Genomic DNA, 20824 nt, shown 5'->3' with positions numbered 1-20824 from the left:
GAAGGTCGGCTGCGCGGCGGCAGCGGACTCGGTCAGCCGGTCTGGAGTTCCGGCAGCGCGCGCAGCTCGGCCTTGCGGATCTTGCCGACGCTGGTGCGCGGGAGGGCGTCGACGAAGACGACCGTGCCGGGCACCTTGAACGGGCTGAGCCGTCGCGCGCACCATTCGATGAGGTCGTCCGCGCTCGGCCGGTGGCCGGGGCGGACCGCGGCGACGAGCACGATGGCCTCGTCGCGTACCGGGTCGGGGACGCCGATCGCCGCGGACTCGGCGACGGCCGGATGCTCGTTCGCGACCCGCTCGATCTCGCCGGCCGAGACGTTCTCCCCGGCCCGCTTGATCATGTCCTTGCTGCGGTCGACGAAGTGGAGGAATCCGTCGGCCGTGCGCCGGGCGAGGTCGCCGGTGCGCAGGCCGTCTTCGGTGAACACCTCGTGGGTGGCGCGGTCGTTGTTCCAGTAGCCGCCGGCCAGGGTGAGGCCGGGCCGGCCGCGGACGACCATCTCGCCGGTGCCGGGGCCCTCGACGAGGGTCCCGTCCTGGTCGCGCAGGTCGATCCGGACGCCGGGCAGCGGTCGTCCGATGCTGTCCCAGCGGCGGGCGGCGTCGTCGGGGTTGACGGTGGGCGGCAGTACGGTCTCGGTCATGCCGTACAGCTGCAGCAGCCGGGTGCCGAACCGGCTCTCGAACGCGGTGGCGTCCGCGGTGGAGAGGTGCTGCGCGAACAGCACGGCGCGCAGCCGGTTGGCGGCGTCCGTGGGCTGCGGCGCGGCGGCCAGGATCATCCGCACGGGCGCGGCGAACAGGCTGGCCAGCGTCGCCCCGCTCTCGTGCGCCTGGCGTCCCCAGCCGCGCGCGGTGAAGCGCGGGGCCAGGGCGATCGAGGCGCCGGACACCAGCGCCGACATGGTGCAGTAGTACTGCGCGTTGGCGTGGAAGAGGGGGAGGACGACCAGCCAGCGGTCGTCGGCGGTCATCGACAGGTGGTCGGCGACGGCGCGGCCGACGGCGGCGTAGTTGGCGTCGGTGACCATCACCCCCTTGGCCCGGCTGGTGGTGCCCGAGGTGTAGAGGATCGCGGCGAGCGCGCCGGGGGCGGCCGGTGAATCCGCGTCCTCGCCGGCGGCTCCGGCGAGCAGCGCGGCGGCCTGCGCGGGGTCGCGGACCGAGACGACGGGCGCGGCGTCCCGCAGCACGTGGGCGAGTTCGTCGTCCGAGGACTGCGGGTTGGTGGGCACCAGGACCGTGCCGGACAGCGCGGTGGCGAACCAGATGTCGTAGAACTCCCGGCAGTTGGGCAGCTGGACGTGCACCCGGTCGCCCGGGCGCGCGCCGCGCCGCCGCAGCTGCGCCGCGACCCGGCGGCTGCGGGCCAGCTGCTCGGCGTAGGTGACGGTGACGCCGCCGTCGAGGACGGCGAACACCCTGCGCGGGTCCGCGGCGTGCCGGCGCAGCAGCCCGGGGACGGTGTCAGCCATGGTCGGCCCGCGCCCGCGGGGCGCCGCGGTAGGAGGCGACGCCCGCGCCCTCGGGGCGGATCTGGCGGGCGCCCACGGGGTTGCGCAGGACGCCGACGCCGGAGGCCTCCAGCTCGACCACGTCGCCCGGCTGGATCCAGCGGTCCAGTTCCAGGCCGCAGCCGCCGCCGACCGTCCCCAGGCCGAAGAACTCGCCGGGATAGACTTCCTCGTCAAGCGACGCCCAGGCGAGTACCTCGGCGAAGGAGAACTGGCGATGCCGGGTGGTGCCCGAAGCCCACACCTCCCCGTTGACCCGCGCGGTCATCTCGACCGCCCACTCGTCGACCTCGTCCATCGTCAGCACGCAGGGGCCCATCGCGGTGCAGAAGTCCTTGCCCTTGGACGGCCCGATGCCGAGGCTCATCTCGAAGAACTGGATGTCGCGGGCGCTGACGTCGTTGAAGATCGTGACGCCGGCGATCCGCCGGGCCGCCTCGCGCACGGTCAGGTCCCGGCCGCCGCCGGAGGTGAAGAAGCCCAGCTCCAGCTCGAAGTCCAGCTGGTCGGTGTACGACGGCCACAGCAGCGGCTGTTCGGGGCCGATGATCGACTCGGTGTTGCACTTGTAGCAGATCGGCATCGCCGCGAAGGCCGGCGGCACCTCCAGCCCGGACCCGGTGGCGTGCTCGGTGTACGTCAGGTAGTCCCGCACCCGGCGCGGCCGGGGCACCGGGGCGAGCAGCGTGACGTCCGCCAGGGCGTGCACCGCCGGGGAGCCGTCGGGCCCGGTGAGCTCGTCGCCGCGCTCCCGCCTCGTCCTCGCGGTGTCGAGCGCCTGCCGGGCCAGGTCGAGCCCGCGCTCGCCGGTCTCGAAGAAGGCGACCATCTCGGTGGGCAGCTCCGGCGCGCGGCCGGCGCCGGCGGACCCTTCGGCCAGCAGCCGGTCGGCCCGGAGCACCGCCGCCGGCTCGACGACGGTCGGCCCGTCGAGGACGCCGAGCCGGGGGGCCAGTCCGGGGGGTGTGAAGGTCACGAGTCGCATGCCCGCTCCTTTCTGTACCACGGTACATTTTTGGACTGCGGTACAAGTTCTAGGTAACGTAGGTCACGACCCGGGGTCCGTCAATGGGTCCCGCCGAAGGAGTTATGAGCGTGATGTCCGCAGAGCCGGCGCGGTCGGTGTCCCCTTCCGGTTCTGCCGAGTCCGGCGGCGCGGTGGCCGCTCCGGCCGGCCGCCGCGAGCGCGGCCGTGAGCGGCGCCGCAACCAGGTCTACGACGCCGCGGTGGAGCTGATTATCGAGAAGGGCTTCGACAGCACCACGATGGACGACATCGCGCAGCGCGCGGACGTCGCGCGCGGGACGGTGTTCAACCACTTCCCGCGCAAGAGCGCGTTCCTGGACGAGTGGAGCGCGCGGCGCAGGCGGCGCGCGTTCGGCGCGATCTACGCCGAGCACCTGGAGGACCACTCCGTACGCGAGGTGCTGGACCGCTACATGATCGAGCTGGCCGAGACCAGCAGCCGCACCCGCGAGGAGACCGTCGCGCTGATGGGCGCGGCCGTGCACACCACCAACGTGCTCGCGGACCCGCCGCTGGCCGCGGAGCTCGGCTCGATCTTCGCCCGCGCCCACACCGCGGGCCGCCTGGCCGAGGGGGTGGACCCCGGACTCGCCGGACGCGTCCTGGCGGCCGGCTACTTCGCCGCGCTCACCGAGTGGATCTCCCGCGAGCCCGCGCCCTTCGACCTGCGGTCCCGGCTGCTCAGCCTGGTGGGCATCGTGCTGGACGGCGTCCTGGCGGCGGACGGCCGGTAGCCCCGGCGGTCGCGGAGGCCGCCCCGCGCGCGGTGGGCGCGGCCCACGGCACCGCGTCCGGCGGCCGCGGCCCACGGCGCCGCAGCCGGCACGGGCCCGCGTCAGGTGCGGGCCCGCGCCGGGGCGCCGCGGCCGGTCACCGCGGTGTCTGCTCGCGGACCACCGCGCACGCGCCGGCGGGCAGGTGGAGCACGCCGCGGACCGGGCGGTCGCCGAGCAGTTCGTGGCCCGCCGCCGGAAGGGCGGCCGGCGCGCCGGTGTGGTTGACGGCGAAGAGCCAGGCGGCGTCGCCGCTACGGCGCCGGACGACCTCGACGCCCGCGCCGGCGCCCTCGACGGCGGGGCGGCAGCCGGCCGCCGCCGACCAGCGCGGCAGCAGACGGGACAGGGAGGCGTCGTCGAAGCGGGTGGCCGCGTAGCGCACGGTGCCGCGGCCCAGGGCGCGGCGCAGGACGGCGGGCTCGCCCGCGGCGGGGCCCGAGGCGAAGCGCGCCTCGACCTCGGCGCCGGCCCCGGCACGACCCGCTCGGCCCAGGTGCGCCCGGTCGTACCGTCGTCCAGGCCCACCGTCGCGCCGGCCGCCAGCGGCAGGAACTCGTCGACGTGCAGACCCAGCAGATCCCGCAGCAGCGCGGGATAGGGGCCGGCGGGCACCCGGTCCGCGCCGTCGGCCACGCCGCTGAAGGGGCCCACCACGACGTGGCCGCCCGCCTCGGCGAAGCCGGCCAGTGCCGCCGCCGCGCCGTCCGGGGCCGCGTACAGCGAGGGCACGAGCAGCAGCCGGTACGGGTCGAGCCGGGGCGCGTGCTCCCCGCCGGGCGCGGGCACGACGTCGCAGCGCAGACCCGCGGTCCACAGGGCGCGGTGCCAGGCCCGCAGTTCGGGCCGGTAGCGCATGTCGAGGCTGGGCCGGTCCGGCAGTTCCAGGGCCCACCAGGCGTCGTAGTCCCAGACCAGCGCCGTGTCCGCGGGCTCGCACAGGCTGCCGGCGGTCTCGGCGAGCCGGCCCACCGCCGCGCCCAGATCGCGCGCCTCGCGCCAGACGCGGGTGTCGACGCCGCCGTGCGGGAGCATCGCGGAGTGCCACTTCTCGGCGCCGGACGCGGACTGCCGCCACTGGAAGAACAGGGCGCCGTCGGCGCCGCGCGCGAGGTGGGTGAGGGTGTTGCGGGCCATCTCGCCCGGCGCCTTGGCGAGGTTGCGCGGCTGCCACTGGACGGCCGAGGTGGAGTGTTCCATCAGCAGCCAGGGCCTGCTGCTGGCGATGCCGCGGGTGAGGTCGGCCGTGAAGGCGAGTTCCGCGGTGCGGTGCGGGTCCTCGGCGGTCAGGTAGTGGTCGTTGGCGACGATGTCGACCTCGCGGGCCCACCGCCAGTAGTCGGCGGGCTTGAACTCGCCGGTCATGAAGTTCGTGGTGACGGGACGGCCCGGCGAGTGCGGTCTGATGGCGTCGCGTTCGGCGGTGTAGCAGGCCAGCTGCTCGGCGTCGCTGAAGCGGTGGAAGTCCAGCAGCAGGCCGGGCGGCAGGCTGCCGGTGGTGGTGCGCGGCGGTGTCACCTGCGCCCAGTCGTTGTACCGCATGCCCCAGAAGGACGTGCCCCAGCGGGAGTTGAGGGCGTCCAGGTCGTCGCCGCAGACGCGCCGCAGCCAGTCGCGGAAGGCCTCGGCGGACGTGTCGCAGTGGCAGTGCGCGTTGGTGTTGCCGTACTCGTTGTTGACGTGCCACATCACCACGGCGGGGTGGTCGCCGTACCGTTCGGCCAGGGCGGTGGCGATGCCCGTGGCGTGCGCGCGGTACGCGGGGGAGGAGGCGCAGAACGCCTGCCGGGAGCCGGGCGCCAGGCGGACGCCGTCGGCGGTGACGGGCAGCGACTCGGGGTGGGCGTGCGAGAACCACAGCGGCGGGGCGGCGGTCGGGGTGGCGAGGTCCACGGCGATGCCGCCCTCGTGCAGCAGGCCGAGCACCTCGTCCATGCCGGCGAAGTCCAGCCGGCCCGGCTCCGGCTCGATCCACGACCAGGCGAAGACGCCGAGCGAGACGAGGTTCACCCCCGCCTCGCGCATCAGCGCCACGTCCTCGCGCCAGACGTCCGGCGACCACTGCTCGGGGTTGTAGTCGGCCCCGTAGGCGGGCCGGGGATCCGCCCCCAGACGGGGTGCGGGGGGTCCGGGTGCGGCATGGCGGTGTCCTCGAAGGCGGGTGGGCGGGCGAGAGGGGAGCGGGGCCGGGGGAGGCACCTCCCGGCCCCGCTCGGTCGATGGCCGCCGGCCGGCGCGGGGCCTGGCGGCGTGGTCGGGTCGGGCCGGTTCAGCAGGTGGCGCTGGACGCCGAGGTGCAGGTGGACTGCGGGTCCTGCCCGGTCTTCGCCTGGTAGTCGGAGAACGGCGTGTACGGGTCGCTCTCGCTGCCCGGCCCGGTGGAGCCGTAGGGCGCCTCCACGAAGGTCACCGGCCCCGTCCCGGTCACCTTGTAGGTGTTGAGGTTGAGCGCCGGCAGCGTGGTGCCGCACAGCTTCCACAGGACGTCCGTACCGCACTGCTCGATGTCGACGAGTTCGCTGGGCACCGCGTGGGTGATGGTGTTGCCCCAGAAGGACACCTCGCCGGGCAGGTAGCTGGACTGGGACACCAGCCATGCGCCGGGCTGGGTGCGGTCGATGACGTTGTGGTTGACGGTGATGTCCTGGATGTTCGACGGGTCGGTGGACTTGCGGCCGTTGGTCCAGGTGTAGATGTCGCCCTGCGTCTGCGACTTCGCGTTCTGCCCGTTGTCGGTGCAGGTGTTGTTGGTGATGGTGACGTCCGAGGTGAGCAGGTCGCGACCGCCGAAGACCGCGATGCAGTAGGCCTCGTTGTCCTCGACGGTGTTGTGGTCGATCAGGCTCTTGGTGGAGTAGGTGTCGGCGTCCAGGCCGCCGCCGTCACCGCCGCCGCGCTTGTTGCCGTAGCTGTGGTTGTACGTCACGCGCACGTCGTAGGAGTTGGACCACCAGGCGCCCTCGCCGTTCAGCAGTGAGGAGTTCTCGCCGTCCGCCGCTTTCCCGTTGCCGTTGTCGTGCAGCTCGTTCTTGTACAGGTGCAGGCCGGTGACGCCCGAAGCCCACACCCCGGAGGCGTCGTTGAAGCCCGCCTCGGAGTTCTGGATCGTCACGTCGGAGACGCCGTCCTTGGCCGGCAGGGTGCTGCCGGTCAGGCCCATGTGGCAGTCGGGCGTGTTGTAGCCGCCGGGCACGACCGGGTCGTAGACGCCCTTCTCCGAGTGGCCGATCTGGAAGCCCACCTCGTGCGAGTGGGAGGCGTCCACGTGGTCGATCATCACGTCCGCGATCTTCGCGGTCTGCTGGCAGGGCTCGACGATGACGCCGCCGGTGGAGGAGATCCAGTCGGTCTGTACCTGTTTCGTGGTCGGATCGACGCGGTAGCGCGGGCGGTTGGCCTGGTCGTGCACCTTCAGGCCGGTGAGGTTGAAGCCCTGCTGGGTGACGCCGGGCTGGTCGGCCTCGATCCACAGGCCGCGCCAGTAGCCGCCCCGGATGTCCAGGTCGCGCACGTTCCAGTAGGAGACGTTCTTCAGCGCCACGGCGCTGGGGTTGGACATGTCGTCGATGTTCTGCCCGCCGTCGATCACGGGCAGCGCCTGGGTGGAGTCGCCGTAGGCGCCGATGGTGTTCCAGGCGGTGGAGCTGCCCGAACCCTGGACGACCAGCGAACCGTCGCACACCGTCCCGTACTTCAGCAGCAGGCTCTCGCCGGCCAGGAAGTGGTGGCTGGAGGCCTTGGCGAGGCTGGTGAACGGCTCGGCCTCGCTGCCGGTCTGGGTGCTGCCGGTGGCCTGGCAGTCGACGTGGTAGACGGCCGGCGTGGTGGCCGAGGCGGCCGGCGCGCCGGTGAGGGCGAGCGCGCCGGTCAGTGCCGCGACCGCGCCGAGCGCGGCGGTGGCGGTACGGGCGCGGTGGCGCCTGGACCGGATGTTTTCGGGCATGGCGGATCGATGTCCCTTCGTCCGAGGAGACTGCGTGAACTGCCGTGTGCGATCAGACGTGGTGCGGCGCCTCAGCCCTTCACGGCGCCGACCATGACCCCCTTCGCGAAGTGCTTCTGCAGGAAGGGGTAGACCAGGAGGATCGGCACCAGGCTGATCACCAGCACCGCCATCTGCAGCGACTGCTGCGGCGGCGGCGTGGTGCCCAGGGCCGCGATGTTGTCCGCGCCGAGCGGCGCGTTGTTCACCACGTAGGTGCGCAGCACCAGCTGCAGCGGCCATTTCGCGGTGTCGTTGATGTAGAGCATCGCGGTGAAGAAGCTGTTCCAGAAGCCGACCGCGTAGAACAGCCCGACCACCGCGAGCACCGCCTTGGACAGCGGCAGCACGATCCTGACCAGCACACGGAACTCGCCGGCCCCGTCGATGCGGGCGGAGTCGAGGATGTCCTGCGGCAGGTCCATGAAGAACGAGCGCATCACGATGACGTTGAAGCCGTTGACCATCACCGGGACGATCAGCGACCAGTACGAGTTCAGCAGCCCGAGCTCCTTGACCACCAGGTAGCTGGGGATGATGCCGGGGCTGAACATCAGCGTGAACAGCACGGTCAGCAGGATCGGCTTGCCGGCGAACGTCCCGGGCCGGGACAGCGCGTAGGCGAGCATGGTGGTGCAGGCCAGCGCCAGCAGCGTGCCGACCACGGTGATGCCGATCGACACCATCAGCGAGCGGGTGACCACCCCGCCCGAGAGCACCGCCCGGTACGCGTACAGCGAGGGGTGGTCGGGCCACAGCACGAACCCGCCGGACCTGGTGATCTGGCGCTTGTCCGCCAGCGAGGTGGAGACGACCGCGACGAACGGGATCACCACCACCGCGCAGCACAGCAGCAGCACCAGGCCCTTCAGGCCGCGCAGGGGCAGTGCGGCCGCGCCGCGGCCGGGTCCGTCGGTGGTGCCCCGGCGGCTCGGCGGGGCGGGGGAGCGGCGGCCGGCCGCCCGGGTGATCGGACTGCGCCTGCGCGCCGGACGGTTGGTCACTGCGGTGCTCACGACTCGTACACCCCGCGCTCTCCGAAGATGTGGGCGACCTTGTTGGCGCCCAGGACCAGGGCGACGCTCACCACGCCCTTGACCAGGCCGACCGCGGCCGATACGCCCCAGTCGCCGTTGATCACCCCGTGGTTGTAGACATAGGTGTCGAGCACCTCCGAGGCGTCGGTGCCCACCGGCGCCTGCTGGAGCAGGATCTGCTCGAAGCCGGTGTTCAGCGAGTCGCCGAGCTTCAGGATGAACATCAGCACGATGACGCTTCGGATGCCGGGCAGCGTCACGTGCCACAGCTGGCGCGTCCTGCTCGCGCCGTCCACGGCCGCCGCCTCGTACAGGCTGGTGTCGATCCGGGACAGGGCCGCCAGGAAGAGGATCGTGCCCCAGCCGGTGTCCTTCCAGATCACCTGCGAGGTGATCAGCACCTTGAACAGGCCGGGGTCGCCGATGATGTGGAAGCCGTCCGAACCGTGCTGGGCCAGCCAGGTGTTGAGCATGCCCGCGTTGCCGAGCATGGACTGGAAGAGCGCGACCACGATCACCCAGGACATGAAGTGCGGCAGATACAGCACCGACTGCACCAGCCGTTTGATCCGCTCCGAGACCAGCGAGTTCAGCAGCAGCGCGACGGCGATCGGCACCGGGAAGACGAACACGACCTGCGCCACCGCCACGATCAGCGTGTTCTTCAGCGCCGTGACGAACTCGGGGTCGCCGTTGAAGATCACGTCGAAGTTGGACAGCCCCACCCAGGGCGACCCGGAGATGCCGAGAAAGGGCTGGTAGTCCTTGAACGCGATGACGTTGCCGAGCAGCGGCAGGTAGGAGAACAGCAGCACCACGGCCAGGCCCGGCAGCGCGAGCAGCAGCAGGAACCGGTCCCGCCGCATGCGGGCGAGCCACCCTGGCCGCCCACCGTCCCCGCCGGGCCGCGGTCTGCGGCCCTTGCCGGGCCTCAGCCGCCGCGTCGCCTCGACAGCCATCTCTCCTCCTGGAACTCGTGTGCCTCGGGTGCGGGTCCCCGCCCGCGTGCGAACCGTACGTTCCGCCGGAGCGCGACCCGTGCCGCGCCCGCCGGGCCGTCTCAGCTCGCGGACTCCGTGTACTCGGCGGCCATCTTGTCGCCACCGGCCGCGCGCCACTGCTTGACCACGTCGTCCCAGTGCGACAGCGGCCGGCGCCCGAAGGCGATGTCCAGCTGGGCGTCGTCTGTGATCTTCTTCAGCTGCGCGCCCTTGCGGCTGTTGGTGTCCGAGTAGTGGCCCACCGCCGGGTTGCGGATCAGGTTGTCGGCGATCCGCACGTGCCAGGCGTGCTGTCTGGTCACCTCGGCCTTCTGCCCGGGGCCCAGGATGGTGGGGGCGTCGGTGATGTACTGCACGTCCACCAGCTCGCGGGCGCCGCGCGAGGTCGCGACGGGCCTGCCGTCCTTCCACGTGTAGTCCACGCCCTCGACGCCGAACTTGCGCTGCAGGTGTTCCAGGGTGCCGATGGGCGCGCACAGCCAGCTCAGGAAGTTCAGCAGCGCCCTGGTCTTCTTCTCGCCGAGGCCCTTGCGGATCACGGTGAGGCCCTGGCTGCCCGTGCCGGCGAAGTGCTTGGCGTCACCACCGCCGTCGTGCTTGGGCTCCACCAGCGCGGTGACCTTGTCGTAGCCGATCTGCTGGCCGTAGATGTCCCAGGCCGCGTAGCCGTCACTGTTCATGACGGTGCGGCCGCTGGTGAAGTAGTCCCGCAGAGGGGTGTACTGGGCGGTCGCCGAGGCCGCGTCCGGGTGGAAGAGACCCTGTTTGATCATGTCGCGGACCAGGCCGAGCGCTTGCTTGGTCCGCTCGTCCGTCCAGGTGCTGACGAACTTCCCCCCGCTGGTGTCCCAGGTGTTGGGCGCGCCCAGCATCATCTGCAGGTGCTCCACCATTCCGTAGACGTTGGCGAAGGCCCACCGGCTGCTCTTGGCGTCGGTGACGTCCTTCATCAGCTGCAGGAATTCCTGGAAGTTCTTCGGGCCCGGGTTCGCGCCCAGCTGCTCGATGATGTCCGCCCGGGCCAGCAGCGCGTGGTTGGCCAGCGCTCGCGGCTGCGGCACCGCGTAGATCGTTCCGTTGGCCAGGGTCGTCTTCCACGACTCGGTCTGGATGTTCGCCAGGTAGGGGAAGTCCTTGGCCGCGTCCCCGGCCAGGTAGGGGCCCAGGTCGGCGAAGAGCTTCTGCATCACCTGCGGCTGGCTCGGGGTCGGCACCGGGAAGCCCATGACGTCGGGCAGGTCGCCGCCGGCGATCAGCGTCTGGAACTTCGTCGGATAGTCGCCGCCGGTGGCCAGCGTGATGTTCAGCTTGGCGCCCGCGCCCTTGTCGAGCTGCTGCCAGAAGGCGTTGTCGCTCGGCTTGGGCGGCACCGCGCTGTAGGTCGGGTAGATGATGCTGACGTCGCCGATCCCGGCGAGCGGCGGGGTGGCGAAGGCCGGCTTGGGGTTCCTGGGGTAGCTGAAGTACCCGGGCATCGCGCCGGCGTCCGTGCCCGGCAGGTCCGGGCGGACCACGGTGACCGGCGTGTAGGTCGGCAGCTTGGCCCGCGCGTTGGCGGCGGAGGCGTCCTTGGCGGCCGGACTGGTCGAACACGACGACAGCAGCGGCACCGCGGCGCCTGCGGCGGCAAGCGAGCCGGCGGCCACGAAGGTACGGCGGGAGAGGCCTGAGCCTGTAACGGGAGCCATGTCGGCGACCTTCCGTGCGGGTGGTGGGTCGTGAGGGTCATCTCGGTGCGGTGCGGGGGGAGTGCGGACGGCGCGGCCGGAGCCGGGCGGCTCGGGTGCGCCGGGCGCGAGGGGGGCGGCGAGTCCCGGACCCGCGGCCCGCGGGGTCAGCGCTGCGCGGTGCGAATGTGCTCGGGCCAGGCGAGCTGGAACCCCAGCTCGTCCTGGAGCAGCCGCTGGAAGCCGGTGAGCAGCGCGGGGTCGTTGCGCACCTTGCGCGGGGTGGCGCCGGAGTTCAGGCAGTGCGCGGCCAGTGCGCCCGCGGCCTCGCCGATCGTCCACTCCACCGGGTGCAGCCGGTAGCAGCCGTTGGTGATGTGCGTGGTGCCTATGTTCTTGTTCGCCGGCAGCAGGTTCTCCACGCGCTGCGGAATCAGCGCGCCCAGCGGTATCTGGAACGGGTGGTCGGCGATGTCGATGTACGTGCGCGGGCCGCGGCTGCCCGAGCTGGGGTGCAGGTCGATCCGGTAGGAGCCGGTGCCCACGGTGTCGGGGAACGGCTCCGAGCCGGCCGGCAGTCCCGCCTCCGCCCGCGCCTGCACCCCGACGTGCTGCTCCAGCACCGTGAACTCGGCCCGGATGCGGCGCGACTCGCGGATGTAGGGGCGCATGGCCAGACCGTCGCCGGTGCCGAGCACGTCGCCGCGAAGCCGCAGCCCCCGGTAGCCGGTGCCGCCGTCCAGCCGGGGCGCCTCGGTCTGCATCCAGTACAGGAAGGACAGGCTCTGCTGCCGCGCGCCCGCCAGGTGCCGCGCGCGGGTGGCGTCGTCCACGCCGAGCAGCGGGCCCTCCATGTAGTCGATCTGCGGCCAGTTGACGAGCGTGATGTCGCTGGCGTACCGCCCGGGGCGGTGGTTGGCGGCCGAGAAGATCCGGCGGAAGTTCCAGCGGTCGGCGGTGACGTGGCCCCGCGGGGAGTCGGGGTGCTCGAAGATCGCCTCGCGGCGGGGGGCCAGCGTCTGCGGGTTGACGTCGTCCCACGACAGCAGGGGAGCGGGCCAGAAGTCCGGCTGGTAGGCGCGCCAGAAGTCGTAGTCCGCCGGGCGGTCGATGGTGAAGTCGCCGTCGGGGTGGTAGTCCACGGCGAAGCACCAGGTGAAGGACTGCTGGTCCAGCGGGTCGGCAGGGCCTTCCAGGGCGTGCGGCTCACCGGTGTCGGCCTGGCTTTCGGCGCCGATGACGTGCTCCACGCCGGCCAGCTCCAGCAGGTCCCCGAGTTCGGTGGCGTCCAGGACGTACGGGGCGGTGACGGTGATCTCCTCGCCGGTCCGCCGCGCCCGCAGGGTGACGGCGACGACCTGGTCGCCCTCGGTCTCGGCGCCGACCGGCTCGTGCTCGGTGAGCACGGTGAGCCGGGCGTCGGGGCGGTAGGGGGCGAGCAGCTCCTCGATGGCGGTGACGCCCACGGCCGGCTCGTGGCAGACCGGGCTGACCCCGCCGCCGCCGGGGTTGAGCACGGCGGTGGCCCGCGCGTCGTCGGTGAGGTCGTAGTTGCGGCGGTAGTAGTCGCGGATGTTCTGCCGCAGCCGCCGGTAGCTGCGGGTCGCGCCCGCGGTCTCGATCCACGGGTGCTCGTCCGGCGGCACGGCCTGCGAGGTCATCTGGCCGCCGAGCCAGGGCGACTCCTCGGTCAGTACGACCCGGCGGCCCAGCCGTGCGGCCGCGAGCGCGGCGGCCACTCCGCCGAGCCCGCCTCCGACCACCAGGACATCGGTCTCCTGCACCGTCATGGGGAACCTTTCCGCCGGGGGACTTCCGCCCTGGCCGCCCGAGGGCAGGGCCGGGCCCGTCCGCGAAACGCGATGGGGGGTCGACGCGGGACCACGGGAGCGCTGCCGGCGGCCGCCGTCCCCGCACGCGGGTACGGCGGGAGAGGCAGTGGCGGCGGCAGTGGCGTGTTTCCGACTGATAAAGCGCATCGACCAATGCGGTTAACGTAGGCTGGCCACGCTAGGGTGTCAACGAGTGGACCGAAGAATTTTCCGGCTCCGCGGATCCCCTGCCGAGCGGGCCGGGGCGGTGACGCCTCGGACGGGACGCTGTCGGGGGGCGGTGGTGAGGGAGGCAGTGTGGCGAACGGGAGTCCCGCCGAGGACGCCGGCAAGGGACGCAAGGCCGGCCGCGGCGGACGCGGCAGCCGCGGCGGCGGCGCGAGTTCCGGAGCGGAGGCCGGCGCGGGCCGCCGGAAGATCACCCAGATGGACGTCGCCCGGCACGCCGGGGTGTCGACCGGGATCGTCTCCTCGGTGATCAACGGCCGCGACTACGGCTCGATCCGGGTCAGCGACGCCACCCGTGACCGGGTCCGCCGCTCCATCCGCGAACTCGGCTACGTGCCGAACATCGCGGCCCGCAACCTCGCCCGCGGCAGCAACCGGCTGATCGGGGTCTTCACCTACCAGCCGATCTTCCCGTTGGAGAGCCGCGACTTCTACTACGAGTTCCTCATCGGCATCGAGGAGGAGGCCGAGCGGGCGGGCTACAACCTGCTGCTGGTCACCGGCTCCAAGGACCGCCGCAGGGAGCGCTCCATCTACGCCGACGGGGTCAACAGCCTCCAGTTGGCCGACGGTTCGGTCTTCATCGGGGTCAACGAGTCGGCGGAGGAGCTGTCCCGGCTCACCGACGAGTCGTACCCGTTCGTCTTCGTCGGCCACCGCGAGGTCCCCGGCGTCGACCTGTCGTACGTCGCGGCGGACTACTTCGGCGGCACCGTGGCGATCGTCCGCGAGCTGGTCGGGCTGGGGCACCGCCGGATCGCCTTCGTGCAGAGCGCGGACGGCTTCGAGGGGATCCCCGGGCGGCGGGCGGGCTTCCGCGCCTCGCGGGCGGAACTCGGGCTGAGCGCACAGGAGACGCCGGTGCTCACGCTGGGCGTCCCGGCCGGCCCGCCGCCGGAGGCGGACGCGACGGTGCCCACGGTCGCCGACCTGCTGGCCTGGACCGCCTCCCACGGCACCACCGCCCTGGTCGTCGAGGTCAGCACGGACGCGGTGGCGATCCGCGCGGCGGCCGCCGCCGCGGGCCTCGGCGTGCCCGCCGACCTCGCCCTGGTGGGACTGAGCGGCACCCCGGAGCAGCCCCAGGTCTCCGACCTCGCCGAACTCCACATCCCGCGCCGGGAGATGGGCCAGGAGGCGGTGCGGCTGCTGCTGCGGCTGCTGACCTCGCCTGAGTCGGCGCCGCTGCGCTCCACCCTCGACTGCGGCCTGCGCGAGGGTGCGACCCTCGCTCCCTGAGCGCCCGCCGGACACCCCGCCGGTCGGCCGGTACGACTGTTGCGCCGTCGAATAAAGCGCATTATCGTCGCCTCGCACCGCACCACCCAGCCTCGGGGGGCTTCGCAGCCATGCCGCACGACCTGAACGCACCCATGACGGACGACCGGACCAAGGCCGGGCACATCGACGAGGCCCGCATCGCGGACCTGCTCGCACGGATGAGCGTCGAGGAGAAGTTCGGCCAGCTCCAGCAGCTGTCCTGGAACGGCGACACCGGACCGGGCGGCGGCCAGAACCAGCTGATCGACGCCGCCGTCAGGAAGGGCCGCCTCGGCTCGGTCCTCAACCTGCACGGCGCACGGGAGAGCAACGAGCTCCAGCGCCTGGCGGTGGAGGAATCGCCGCTGGGCATCCCGCTGATCTTCGGCTCCGACGTCGTCCACGGCTTCTGGACCACCTTCCCGGTGCCGCTCGCGCAGGCGGCGAGCTTCGACCCCGCGGTGGCCGTCGCCGACGCCGAGGTCTCGGCCGCCGAGGCCCGCGGCAACGGCGTCCACTGGACGTTCGCCCCGATGATGGACGTCACCCGGGAGCCGCGGTGGGGCCGTATCGCCGAGAGCAACGGCGAGGACGTCTACCTGACCTCGGTGTTCGCGGCGGCCAAGGTCCGCGGTTACCAGGGCGCGGGCGAGCCGGGGGCGCCCGGCCGGCTGGCCGCCTGCGCCAAGCACTTCGCGGCCTACGGCGCCGTGGAGGGCGGTCGCGACTACAACACGGTCGACGTGTCCTGGCAGCGGCTGCGCAATGTGTACCTGCCGCCGTTCCGCGCCGCCGTGCGGGCCGGCGCGGCCACCGTGATGGCGGCCTTCAACACCGTCAACGGCGTCCCCGCGCACGCCCATCGGGAGCTGCTCGACGGCGTGCTGCGCGGCGAGTGGGGCTTCGACGGCGTGGTGGTCAGCGACTGGGCCGGGGTGCACGAGCTGACCGTGCACGGCCTGGCCGCCGACGGCGCGGACGCGGCCCGGCTCGCCCTCACGGCGGGCGTCGACATGGAGATGGCGAGCACCCGTCTCGCCGACCACGGGCCGCGGTTGCTCACCGCGTCGCTGATCCCGCCCGAGCGACTGGACGAGGCGGTACTGCGCGTCCTGCGGCTGAAGTCCCGACTCGGCCTGTTCGACCGCCCCTACACCGACGAACGCGCCGCACCGGCCGGACCCACCCCCGCCACCCGGGCGGCGGCCCGCCGGGCGGCCCGCCGCTGCGCGGTGCTGCTGAAGAACGACGGCGCCGTGCTGCCGCTGCGCCGCACCGGCTCCCTGGCGGTGGTCGGGCCGTACGCCGACTCGGCCGACCTGCACGGCACATGGGCGGGTCCCGGCCAGGACCGCTTCCCGGCCCGCAGCGTGCTGGACGCGCTGCGGGCGGCGGCGCCCGCCCTGGACGTCCGGCACGCCGCGGGCGGCGAGCAGGCGGGTGCCGCGGCCGCCGCCGCGGACGCCGTCCTGGTGGTGGTCGGCGAGCCCTCCTCGTTCAGCGGCGAAGCGTCCTCGCGCGCCGACCTGCGGCTGCCGCGGGAGCAGGAGGAGCTGATCGCCCGGATCGCCGCCGCCGGACGGCCGTTCGCCGTGGTCCTGATCGCCGGACGGCCGCTGGTCGTGGAGCCCTGGATCGACCTGGCGCCCTGCGTGCTGCTGGCCTGGCACGGCGGCCTGGAAGCCGGCCCCGCCCTGGCGGACGTCCTGCTCGGCGACGTCCCGCCCGGCGGGAAGCTGCCCGTGACGCTGCCGCGCTCGGTGGGCCAGCTCCCGCTGTCCTACGACCACGAGCGGACCGGCCGGCCGGTCCGGACCAGCCCCCCTCCTCCTTCACCTCCGGCTACCTCGACCTGGCGGACGGCCCGCGCTTCCCCTTCGGACACGGCCTGAGCTACACGCGGTTCGCGATCTCGGCGCCCCGGTGCACCACGCCCCGGGTCTCCGTCGCCGAACTCGCCGCAGGGCGGCGGGTCGAGGTCACCGCCGAGGTGCGGAACACCGGGGACCGCGCGGGCGACGAGGTGGTCCAGCTCTACGTGCACGACCCGGTGGCCTCCCAGGTGCAGCCGGTGCGCAGGCTCCGCGGCTTCGAGCGGGTCAGCCTGGCGCCCGGGGAATCGGCGCCGGTCCGCTTCACCCTCGGAGCGGACGACCTGGGCTTCTTCACCGCGGACGGCACGGAGCCGACGGTGGAGCCCGGGCGCGTCGAGGTGTACGTCGGCGCCGACTCCCGGGCCTCGTCCCGACTGGACCTCACGCTGACCGACTGACCCTCCGCACACCGGCGAGCGCCGCACGTCTGCTGCGCGCCGCACGCCGCCTGACCCCCGCACACACCGGCGCGCGCCGCACGCCGCCCTGACCCTTCGCACACCGGCGGGGCCCGCACCGGCCGCCCGCCGACGCCCGCGGGGCCCGGCAGACGACCGCGTCCGGCCGCGCCCCGCCCCCTCACGCCCTCTTCCTGCCCCGACACCGCCGCCGCGCCCTGCTCCGCACCGCGCGGCCCGACGAACAGGCATCCCATGCTCATCGACATGCCACTGCCCGAACTGCGCTCCTACCGGCCCGAGCCCAGCGAGCCCCCCGACTTCGACGACTTCTGGCGGCGCACCCTCGCCGAGGCCCGCGCCCAGGCGTCCCCCGCGCGGTTCGACCCCTGTCCGAGCGGCCTGCGCACGGTGGACGTCTTCGACGTCACGTTCACCGGCTACGCGGGCCAACCGGTGCGGGCCTGGCTGCTGTTGCCGCGCCACACCACGGGACCGCTGCCCTGCGTGGTGGAGTTCATCGGCTACCAGGGCGGGCGCGGCTTCCCGCACGAGTACCTGACCTGGTCCGCCGCCGGGTACGCCAACCTGGTCATGGACAACAGGGGCCAGGGCAGCGGCGGTCACACGCACGCGGTGACGCCCGACCCGGCGCCCGGCGGCGCCCCGCACACGCCCGGCTACCTCACCGCCGGCATCGAGTCCCCGCAGACGTACTACTACCGGCGGCTGTTCACCGACGCGGTGCGCGCGGTGGACACCGCGCGCAGCCACCCGCGGATCGACCCCGACCGGATCGCGGTCTACGGCGGCAGCCAGGGCGGCGGCATCGCCCTGGCCGCCGCCGCGCTCGGCGGTCCGGTCGCGGCCGCGCTGCTCGACGTGCCGTTCCTGTGCCACTTCCGGCGGGCGGCGGAGATCACCGACGCGGGCCCGTACCGGGAGCTGGTGACCTTCGTGCGCACCCAACGGCACCGCGAGGAAGAGGCGTTCGCCACCCTCGACTACTTCGACGGAGTCAACCTGGCGGCGCGCGCGACGGCGCCCGCGCTGTTCTCCGTGGGGCTGATGGACGCCGTGTGCCCGCCCTCGACGGTCTTCGCCGCCTACAACCGGTGGGGCGCGGAGCACAAGGACATCCGGGTATGGAAGTTCAACGGCCACGAGCAGGGCGGCGCCTACCAGACGGACGCCCAGATCCGCTTTCTCCAGGAGGTGTTCGGATGACCGCCGAGGTCACCGGCGGCCCCGCCGCCTACGTCGAGAGCCGCAGCCCCGGGGAGGGCCGGCTGCGTCCGCGGGCCCGCGGCGTCTCGGACGCCGCGTCCCTCGCCCTGGACGGCGCCTGGGCCTTCCGGCTGGCGCCCTCGCTGCGGGAGCTGACAGACGGCTTCGAACAACCGGACCACGACGACGGCGACTGGGACCGCATCCCCGTGCCGTCGCACTGGCAGATGCGGGGCGTCCCCGAGCGGCCGCGGTACGGCGCGCCCATCTACACCAACCGCGTCTTCCCCTTCCCCCTCGACCCGCCCCGCGTGCCCGACGCCAACCCCACCGGCGAGTACCGCCTCTCCTTCGACCTGCCCGCCTCCTGGCCGGACGGCGGCCGCACCGTGCTGCGCTTCGACGGCGTCGACTCCTGCTTCGCGGCCTGGCTGAACGGCCGGCCGCTGGGGAACGGCAAGGGCAGCCGGCTCCCCACCGAGCTCGACGTCACCGCGGCCCTGCGGCCCGGGCGCAACGTCCTCGCCGTGCGGGTCCACCAGTGGTCGGCGGGCAGCTACCTGGAGGACCAGGACATGTGGTGGCTGTCCGGCGTCTTCCGGCCGGTCACGCTGCTGCACCGGCCCGACGGCGGCGTCGCCGACGTCTTCGTGCACGCCGGCTACGACCACCTCACCGGCGAGGGCGTGCTGCGGGTCGACGCCGCGCCGGGAGCCACCGTCGAGGTGCCGGAACTGGGCCTGCGGGCCGCGGCCGGGGAGGAGGTCCGCGTCGCCGCCGAGCCGTGGACCGCCGAGACGCCCCGGCTCTACGACGCCGCGGTGGCCACCGCGACCGAGCGGGTGGCCCTGCGGATCGGCTTCCGCACGGTCACCGTCGCCGACGGCCTGCTGCGGGTCAACGGGCGCGCGATCCTGCTGCGCGGGGTCAACCGCCACGAATGGCACCCCGACACCGGCCGCGCGCTGACCGTGGAGACGATGCGGCAGGACATCGCCCTGATGAAGCAGCACAACGTCAACGCCGTCAGGACCAGCCACTACCCGCCGGACAGCCGCTTCCTCGACCTGTGCGACGAACTGGGGCTGTGGGTCGTCGACGAGTGCGACCTGGAGACCCAGGGCTTCATCCTCGCCGACTGGGGGGCAACCCCAGCGACGACCCGGCCTGGCGCCCGGCCTTCCTGGACCGCATGGAGCGGATGGTCGAGCGGGACAAGAACCACCCGAGCGTCATCATGTGGTCCCTGGGCAACGAGGCCGGCACCGGCGAGAACCTGCGGGCCATGGCCGACTGGACGCACCGGCGCGACCCGGGACGGCCGGTGCACTACGAAGGCGACTGGAGCAGCGCCTACGTCGACGTCTACAGCAGGATGTACGCCGGCTTCGAGGAGACCGAACGCATCGGCCGCAGAGCCGAGGACCCGCTGGACGACCCGGCGCTCGACGCGCACCGCCGCGCCCTGCCCTTCGTGCTGTGCGAGTACGCGCACGCCATGGGCAACGGCCCCGGCGGCCTCAGCGACTACCAGCGGCTCTTCGAGGCCCACCCCAGACTCCAGGGCGGCTTCGTCTGGGAGTGGATCGACCACGGCATCCGCCGGCGCACCGACGACGGGCGGGAGTTCTTCGCCTACGGCGGGGACTTCGGCGAGGTCGTGCACGACGGCAACTTCGTGGCCGACGGCCTGGTCTTCCCCGACCGCACCCCGTCGCCGGGGCTCGCGGAGTTCAAGAAGGTCGTCGAACCCGTGGTGCTCGCCGTCGATCCCGCCGCCCGCACGGTGACCGTGCGCAACACGCAGGACTTCGCCGACACCGGCTCCCTGGTGTTCGCCTGGCGGGTGGAGGACGAGGGGCGCCCGGTCGCGGAGGGCGACCTGGCCGTGCCCGTGGTGCCGGCGGGCGGCGAGCCTGCCACCGTGGGCTGGCCGGCCGCGCTGACCGCGGCGGCGGACACCGAACCGGCGGGCGAACGCCATGTGACCGTCACCGGGCGGCTGGCCGAGGACCAGCCCTGGGCGCCGGCCGGACACGAGGTCGCATGGGCCCAGGCCCGCCTGCACCGACCCGCGCCCCGCCCGACCCCGCCGACGGCGCCGCCGGCCGCCGCCGGGAACCGGATCACCCTGGGCGGCGCGGTGTTCGACGCCGCCACCGGCCGGCTGCTGCGGATCGGCGACCTGCCGTTGGAGGACCTGCGGGTCGGCCTGTGGCGGGCGCCGACCGACAACGACCTCGGAGGCGGGGACGGCTGCGAGGCGGCCGGCTGGCGGGCCGCGGGACTCGACCGCCTGGAGCACAAACTGCTCGCCGTCGGGACGGACCGCCGCGGCCTCACCGTCTCCACGCGGATCGCCGCCGCCGGCAGCGACGCGGCGATCCTGGCCGACTACGCCTGGAGCGCCCCGGCGGACGGCTCGGGACGGGTGCTGCTGACCGTCGCCGTCGCCCCCGTCGGGGCATGGCGGACCACCTGGCCCCGCGTCGGCCTGGACATCGTCGTGCCGATGGCCGCCGCCACGCTGACCTGGTACGGCGGCGGACCGGGGGAGGCGTACCCCGACACCCGCGCGGCCGCCAGGATCGGCCGCTTCCGCGAGCCCGTCGAGAACCTGCAGACGCCGTACCTGTTCCCGCAGGAGAACGGCGGCAGGACGGACGTGCGGTGGGCCCGCGTGGACGAGGAGCACGGCGGGCGGTGGCTGCGGATCAGCGCGGACGAGCCCTACGCGCTCGCCGTGCGCCCCTGGCCGGCCCGGTCCCTCGACCTGGCGCGGCACACCACCGACCTGCGCCCCGACGGCCGGCTGCACCTGTCGGTGGACGCCGCCCGGCACGGCATCGGCAGCGCCTCCTGCGGCCCGGGCGTCCGTCCCGAGTACCGGCTCGTGCCCGCGCCGTCGACCTTCGCGGTGGCCTTCGAGACCGGCTGAGGCGGCGCCGTCCGTGCCCGCGCCGCCGGAGCCGGCCGGGAGTTCCACCCCGGCTCAACCCCT

The 20824-nt window shown here is 73.4% G+C and carries 12 protein-coding genes and 3 pseudogenes; 6 read left to right on the top strand and 9 right to left on the bottom strand.

Annotated features, from left to right (window positions below; genetic code table 11):
* Positions 1-32 precede the first annotated feature (32 nt).
* Both VSR01_RS03215 and VSR01_RS03210 read right to left on the bottom strand, forming a co-directional pair.
* Entirely contained in the window at positions 33-1478 is a 1446-nt protein-coding gene (locus VSR01_RS03215) for a class I adenylate-forming enzyme family protein (protein WP_326447764.1), read from the bottom strand.
* A complete protein-coding gene (locus tag VSR01_RS03210) occupies positions 1471-2502 on the bottom strand; it encodes a fumarylacetoacetate hydrolase family protein (protein WP_326447763.1) in 1032 nt (343 codons plus the stop codon). The genes VSR01_RS03215 and VSR01_RS03210 overlap by 8 nt, the downstream gene beginning before the upstream one ends.
* Positions 2503-2585: 83 nt before the next feature.
* On the opposite strand from VSR01_RS03210, the gene VSR01_RS03205 reads away from it, so the two are divergent.
* The gene (locus tag VSR01_RS03205) at positions 2586-3278 is read left to right on the top strand and encodes a TetR/AcrR family transcriptional regulator (RefSeq protein WP_326447762.1); all 693 of its coding nucleotides are present in this window, start codon (positions 2586-2588) and stop codon (positions 3276-3278) included.
* Between the two features lie 136 nt (positions 3279-3414).
* Here the strand turns inward: VSR01_RS03205 and VSR01_RS03200 are convergent, their stop codons facing one another.
* The 7 genes and pseudogenes from VSR01_RS03200 to VSR01_RS03170 form a co-directional block, all read right to left on the bottom strand.
* Positions 3415-3729, bottom strand: coding sequence for a Beta-galactosidase C-terminal domain (locus tag VSR01_RS03200; RefSeq protein WP_326453474.1), 315 nt, complete (start codon positions 3727-3729; stop codon positions 3415-3417).
* A 122-nt stretch (positions 3730-3851) separates the two neighbouring features.
* Positions 3852-5342 (bottom strand): annotated as a pseudogene (locus VSR01_RS03195) (beta-galactosidase); the annotation flags it as partial.
* A 244-nt stretch (positions 5343-5586) separates the two neighbouring features.
* Positions 5587-7260, bottom strand: a complete 1674-nt coding sequence (locus VSR01_RS03190) for a right-handed parallel beta-helix repeat-containing protein (RefSeq protein WP_326447761.1) — start codon at positions 7258-7260, stop codon at positions 5587-5589.
* Between the two features lie 71 nt (positions 7261-7331).
* Positions 7332-8315 carry a carbohydrate ABC transporter permease gene (locus tag VSR01_RS03185; protein ID WP_442785392.1) on the bottom strand — a complete coding sequence of 328 codons (984 nt, stop codon included), beginning with the start codon at positions 8313-8315 and terminating at the stop codon, positions 7332-7334.
* The gene (locus VSR01_RS03180) at positions 8312-9295 is read right to left on the bottom strand and encodes an ABC transporter permease (protein WP_326447760.1); all 984 of its coding nucleotides are present in this window, start codon (positions 9293-9295) and stop codon (positions 8312-8314) included. The genes VSR01_RS03185 and VSR01_RS03180 overlap by 4 nt, the downstream gene beginning before the upstream one ends.
* A gap of 101 nt (positions 9296-9396) precedes the next feature.
* Positions 9397-11025 carry a hypothetical protein gene (locus VSR01_RS03175; RefSeq protein ID WP_326447759.1) on the bottom strand — a complete coding sequence of 543 codons (1629 nt, stop codon included), beginning with the start codon at positions 11023-11025 and terminating at the stop codon, positions 9397-9399.
* A 146-nt stretch (positions 11026-11171) separates the two neighbouring features.
* A complete protein-coding gene (locus VSR01_RS03170; protein WP_326447758.1) occupies positions 11172-12794 on the bottom strand; it encodes an FAD-dependent oxidoreductase in 1623 nt (540 codons plus the stop codon).
* A gap of 339 nt (positions 12795-13133) precedes the next feature.
* Here VSR01_RS03170 and VSR01_RS03165 point away from each other — a divergent pair, with 339 nt between their 5' ends.
* The 5 genes and pseudogenes from VSR01_RS03165 to VSR01_RS03145 all read left to right on the top strand — a co-directional run bounded on the left by VSR01_RS03165 (position 13134) and on the right by VSR01_RS03145 (position 20761).
* Positions 13134-14303, top strand: coding sequence for a LacI family DNA-binding transcriptional regulator (locus VSR01_RS03165; RefSeq protein WP_326447757.1), 1170 nt, complete (start codon positions 13134-13136; stop codon positions 14301-14303).
* Positions 14304-14437: 134 nt separating this feature from the next.
* Positions 14438-16596 (top strand): annotated as a pseudogene (locus VSR01_RS03160) (glycoside hydrolase family 3 N-terminal domain-containing protein).
* A gap of 267 nt (positions 16597-16863) precedes the next feature.
* Positions 16864-17823 (top strand): acetylxylan esterase, encoded by a 960-nt coding sequence (locus VSR01_RS03155; protein ID WP_326447756.1) that lies wholly within the window; start codon positions 16864-16866, stop codon positions 17821-17823.
* Positions 17742-19519, top strand: a pseudogene (locus VSR01_RS03150) (glycoside hydrolase family 2 TIM barrel-domain containing protein); the annotation flags it as partial. The gene VSR01_RS03155 and the pseudogene VSR01_RS03150, both read left to right, overlap by 82 nt.
* Positions 19502-20761: a beta-galactosidase small subunit family protein gene (locus VSR01_RS03145; protein WP_442785637.1), complete on the top strand. Its 1260-nt coding sequence runs from the start codon at positions 19502-19504 to the stop codon at positions 20759-20761. The pseudogene VSR01_RS03150 and the gene VSR01_RS03145, both read left to right, overlap by 18 nt.
* Positions 20762-20824 lie beyond the last annotated feature (63 nt).

The sequence above is a fragment of the Actinacidiphila sp. DG2A-62 genome, from assembly GCF_035825295.1.
Taxonomy (GTDB): Bacteria; Actinomycetota; Actinomycetes; order Streptomycetales; family Streptomycetaceae; genus Actinacidiphila.
The sequence above is the reverse complement of the archived record's forward strand: the minus strand, read 5'-3'. Positions and strand labels throughout refer to the sequence as shown.

Bases quoted from the DNA above. Each gene is read 5' to 3' on its own strand.
- VSR01_RS03215 (WP_326447764.1), bottom strand. From the start codon at position 1,478: ATGGCTGACACCGTCCCCGGGCTGCTGCGCCGGCACGCCGCGGACCCG.
- VSR01_RS03210 (WP_326447763.1), bottom strand. From the start codon at position 2,502: ATGCGACTCGTGACCTTCACACCCCCCGGACTGGCCCCCCGGCTCGGC.
- VSR01_RS03205 (WP_326447762.1), top strand. From the start codon at position 2,586: ATGGGTCCCGCCGAAGGAGTTATGAGCGTGATGTCCGCAGAGCCGGCG.
- VSR01_RS03190 (WP_326447761.1), bottom strand. From the start codon at position 7,260: ATGCCCGAAAACATCCGGTCCAGGCGCCACCGCGCCCGTACCGCCACC.
- VSR01_RS03180 (WP_326447760.1), bottom strand. From the start codon at position 9,295: ATGGCTGTCGAGGCGACGCGGCGGCTGAGGCCCGGCAAGGGCCGCAGA.
- VSR01_RS03175 (WP_326447759.1), bottom strand. From the start codon at position 11,025: ATGGCTCCCGTTACAGGCTCAGGCCTCTCCCGCCGTACCTTCGTGGCC.
- VSR01_RS03170 (WP_326447758.1), bottom strand. From the start codon at position 12,794: ATGACGGTGCAGGAGACCGATGTCCTGGTGGTCGGAGGCGGGCTCGGC.
- VSR01_RS03155 (WP_326447756.1), top strand. From the start codon at position 16,864: ATGCCACTGCCCGAACTGCGCTCCTACCGGCCCGAGCCCAGCGAGCCC.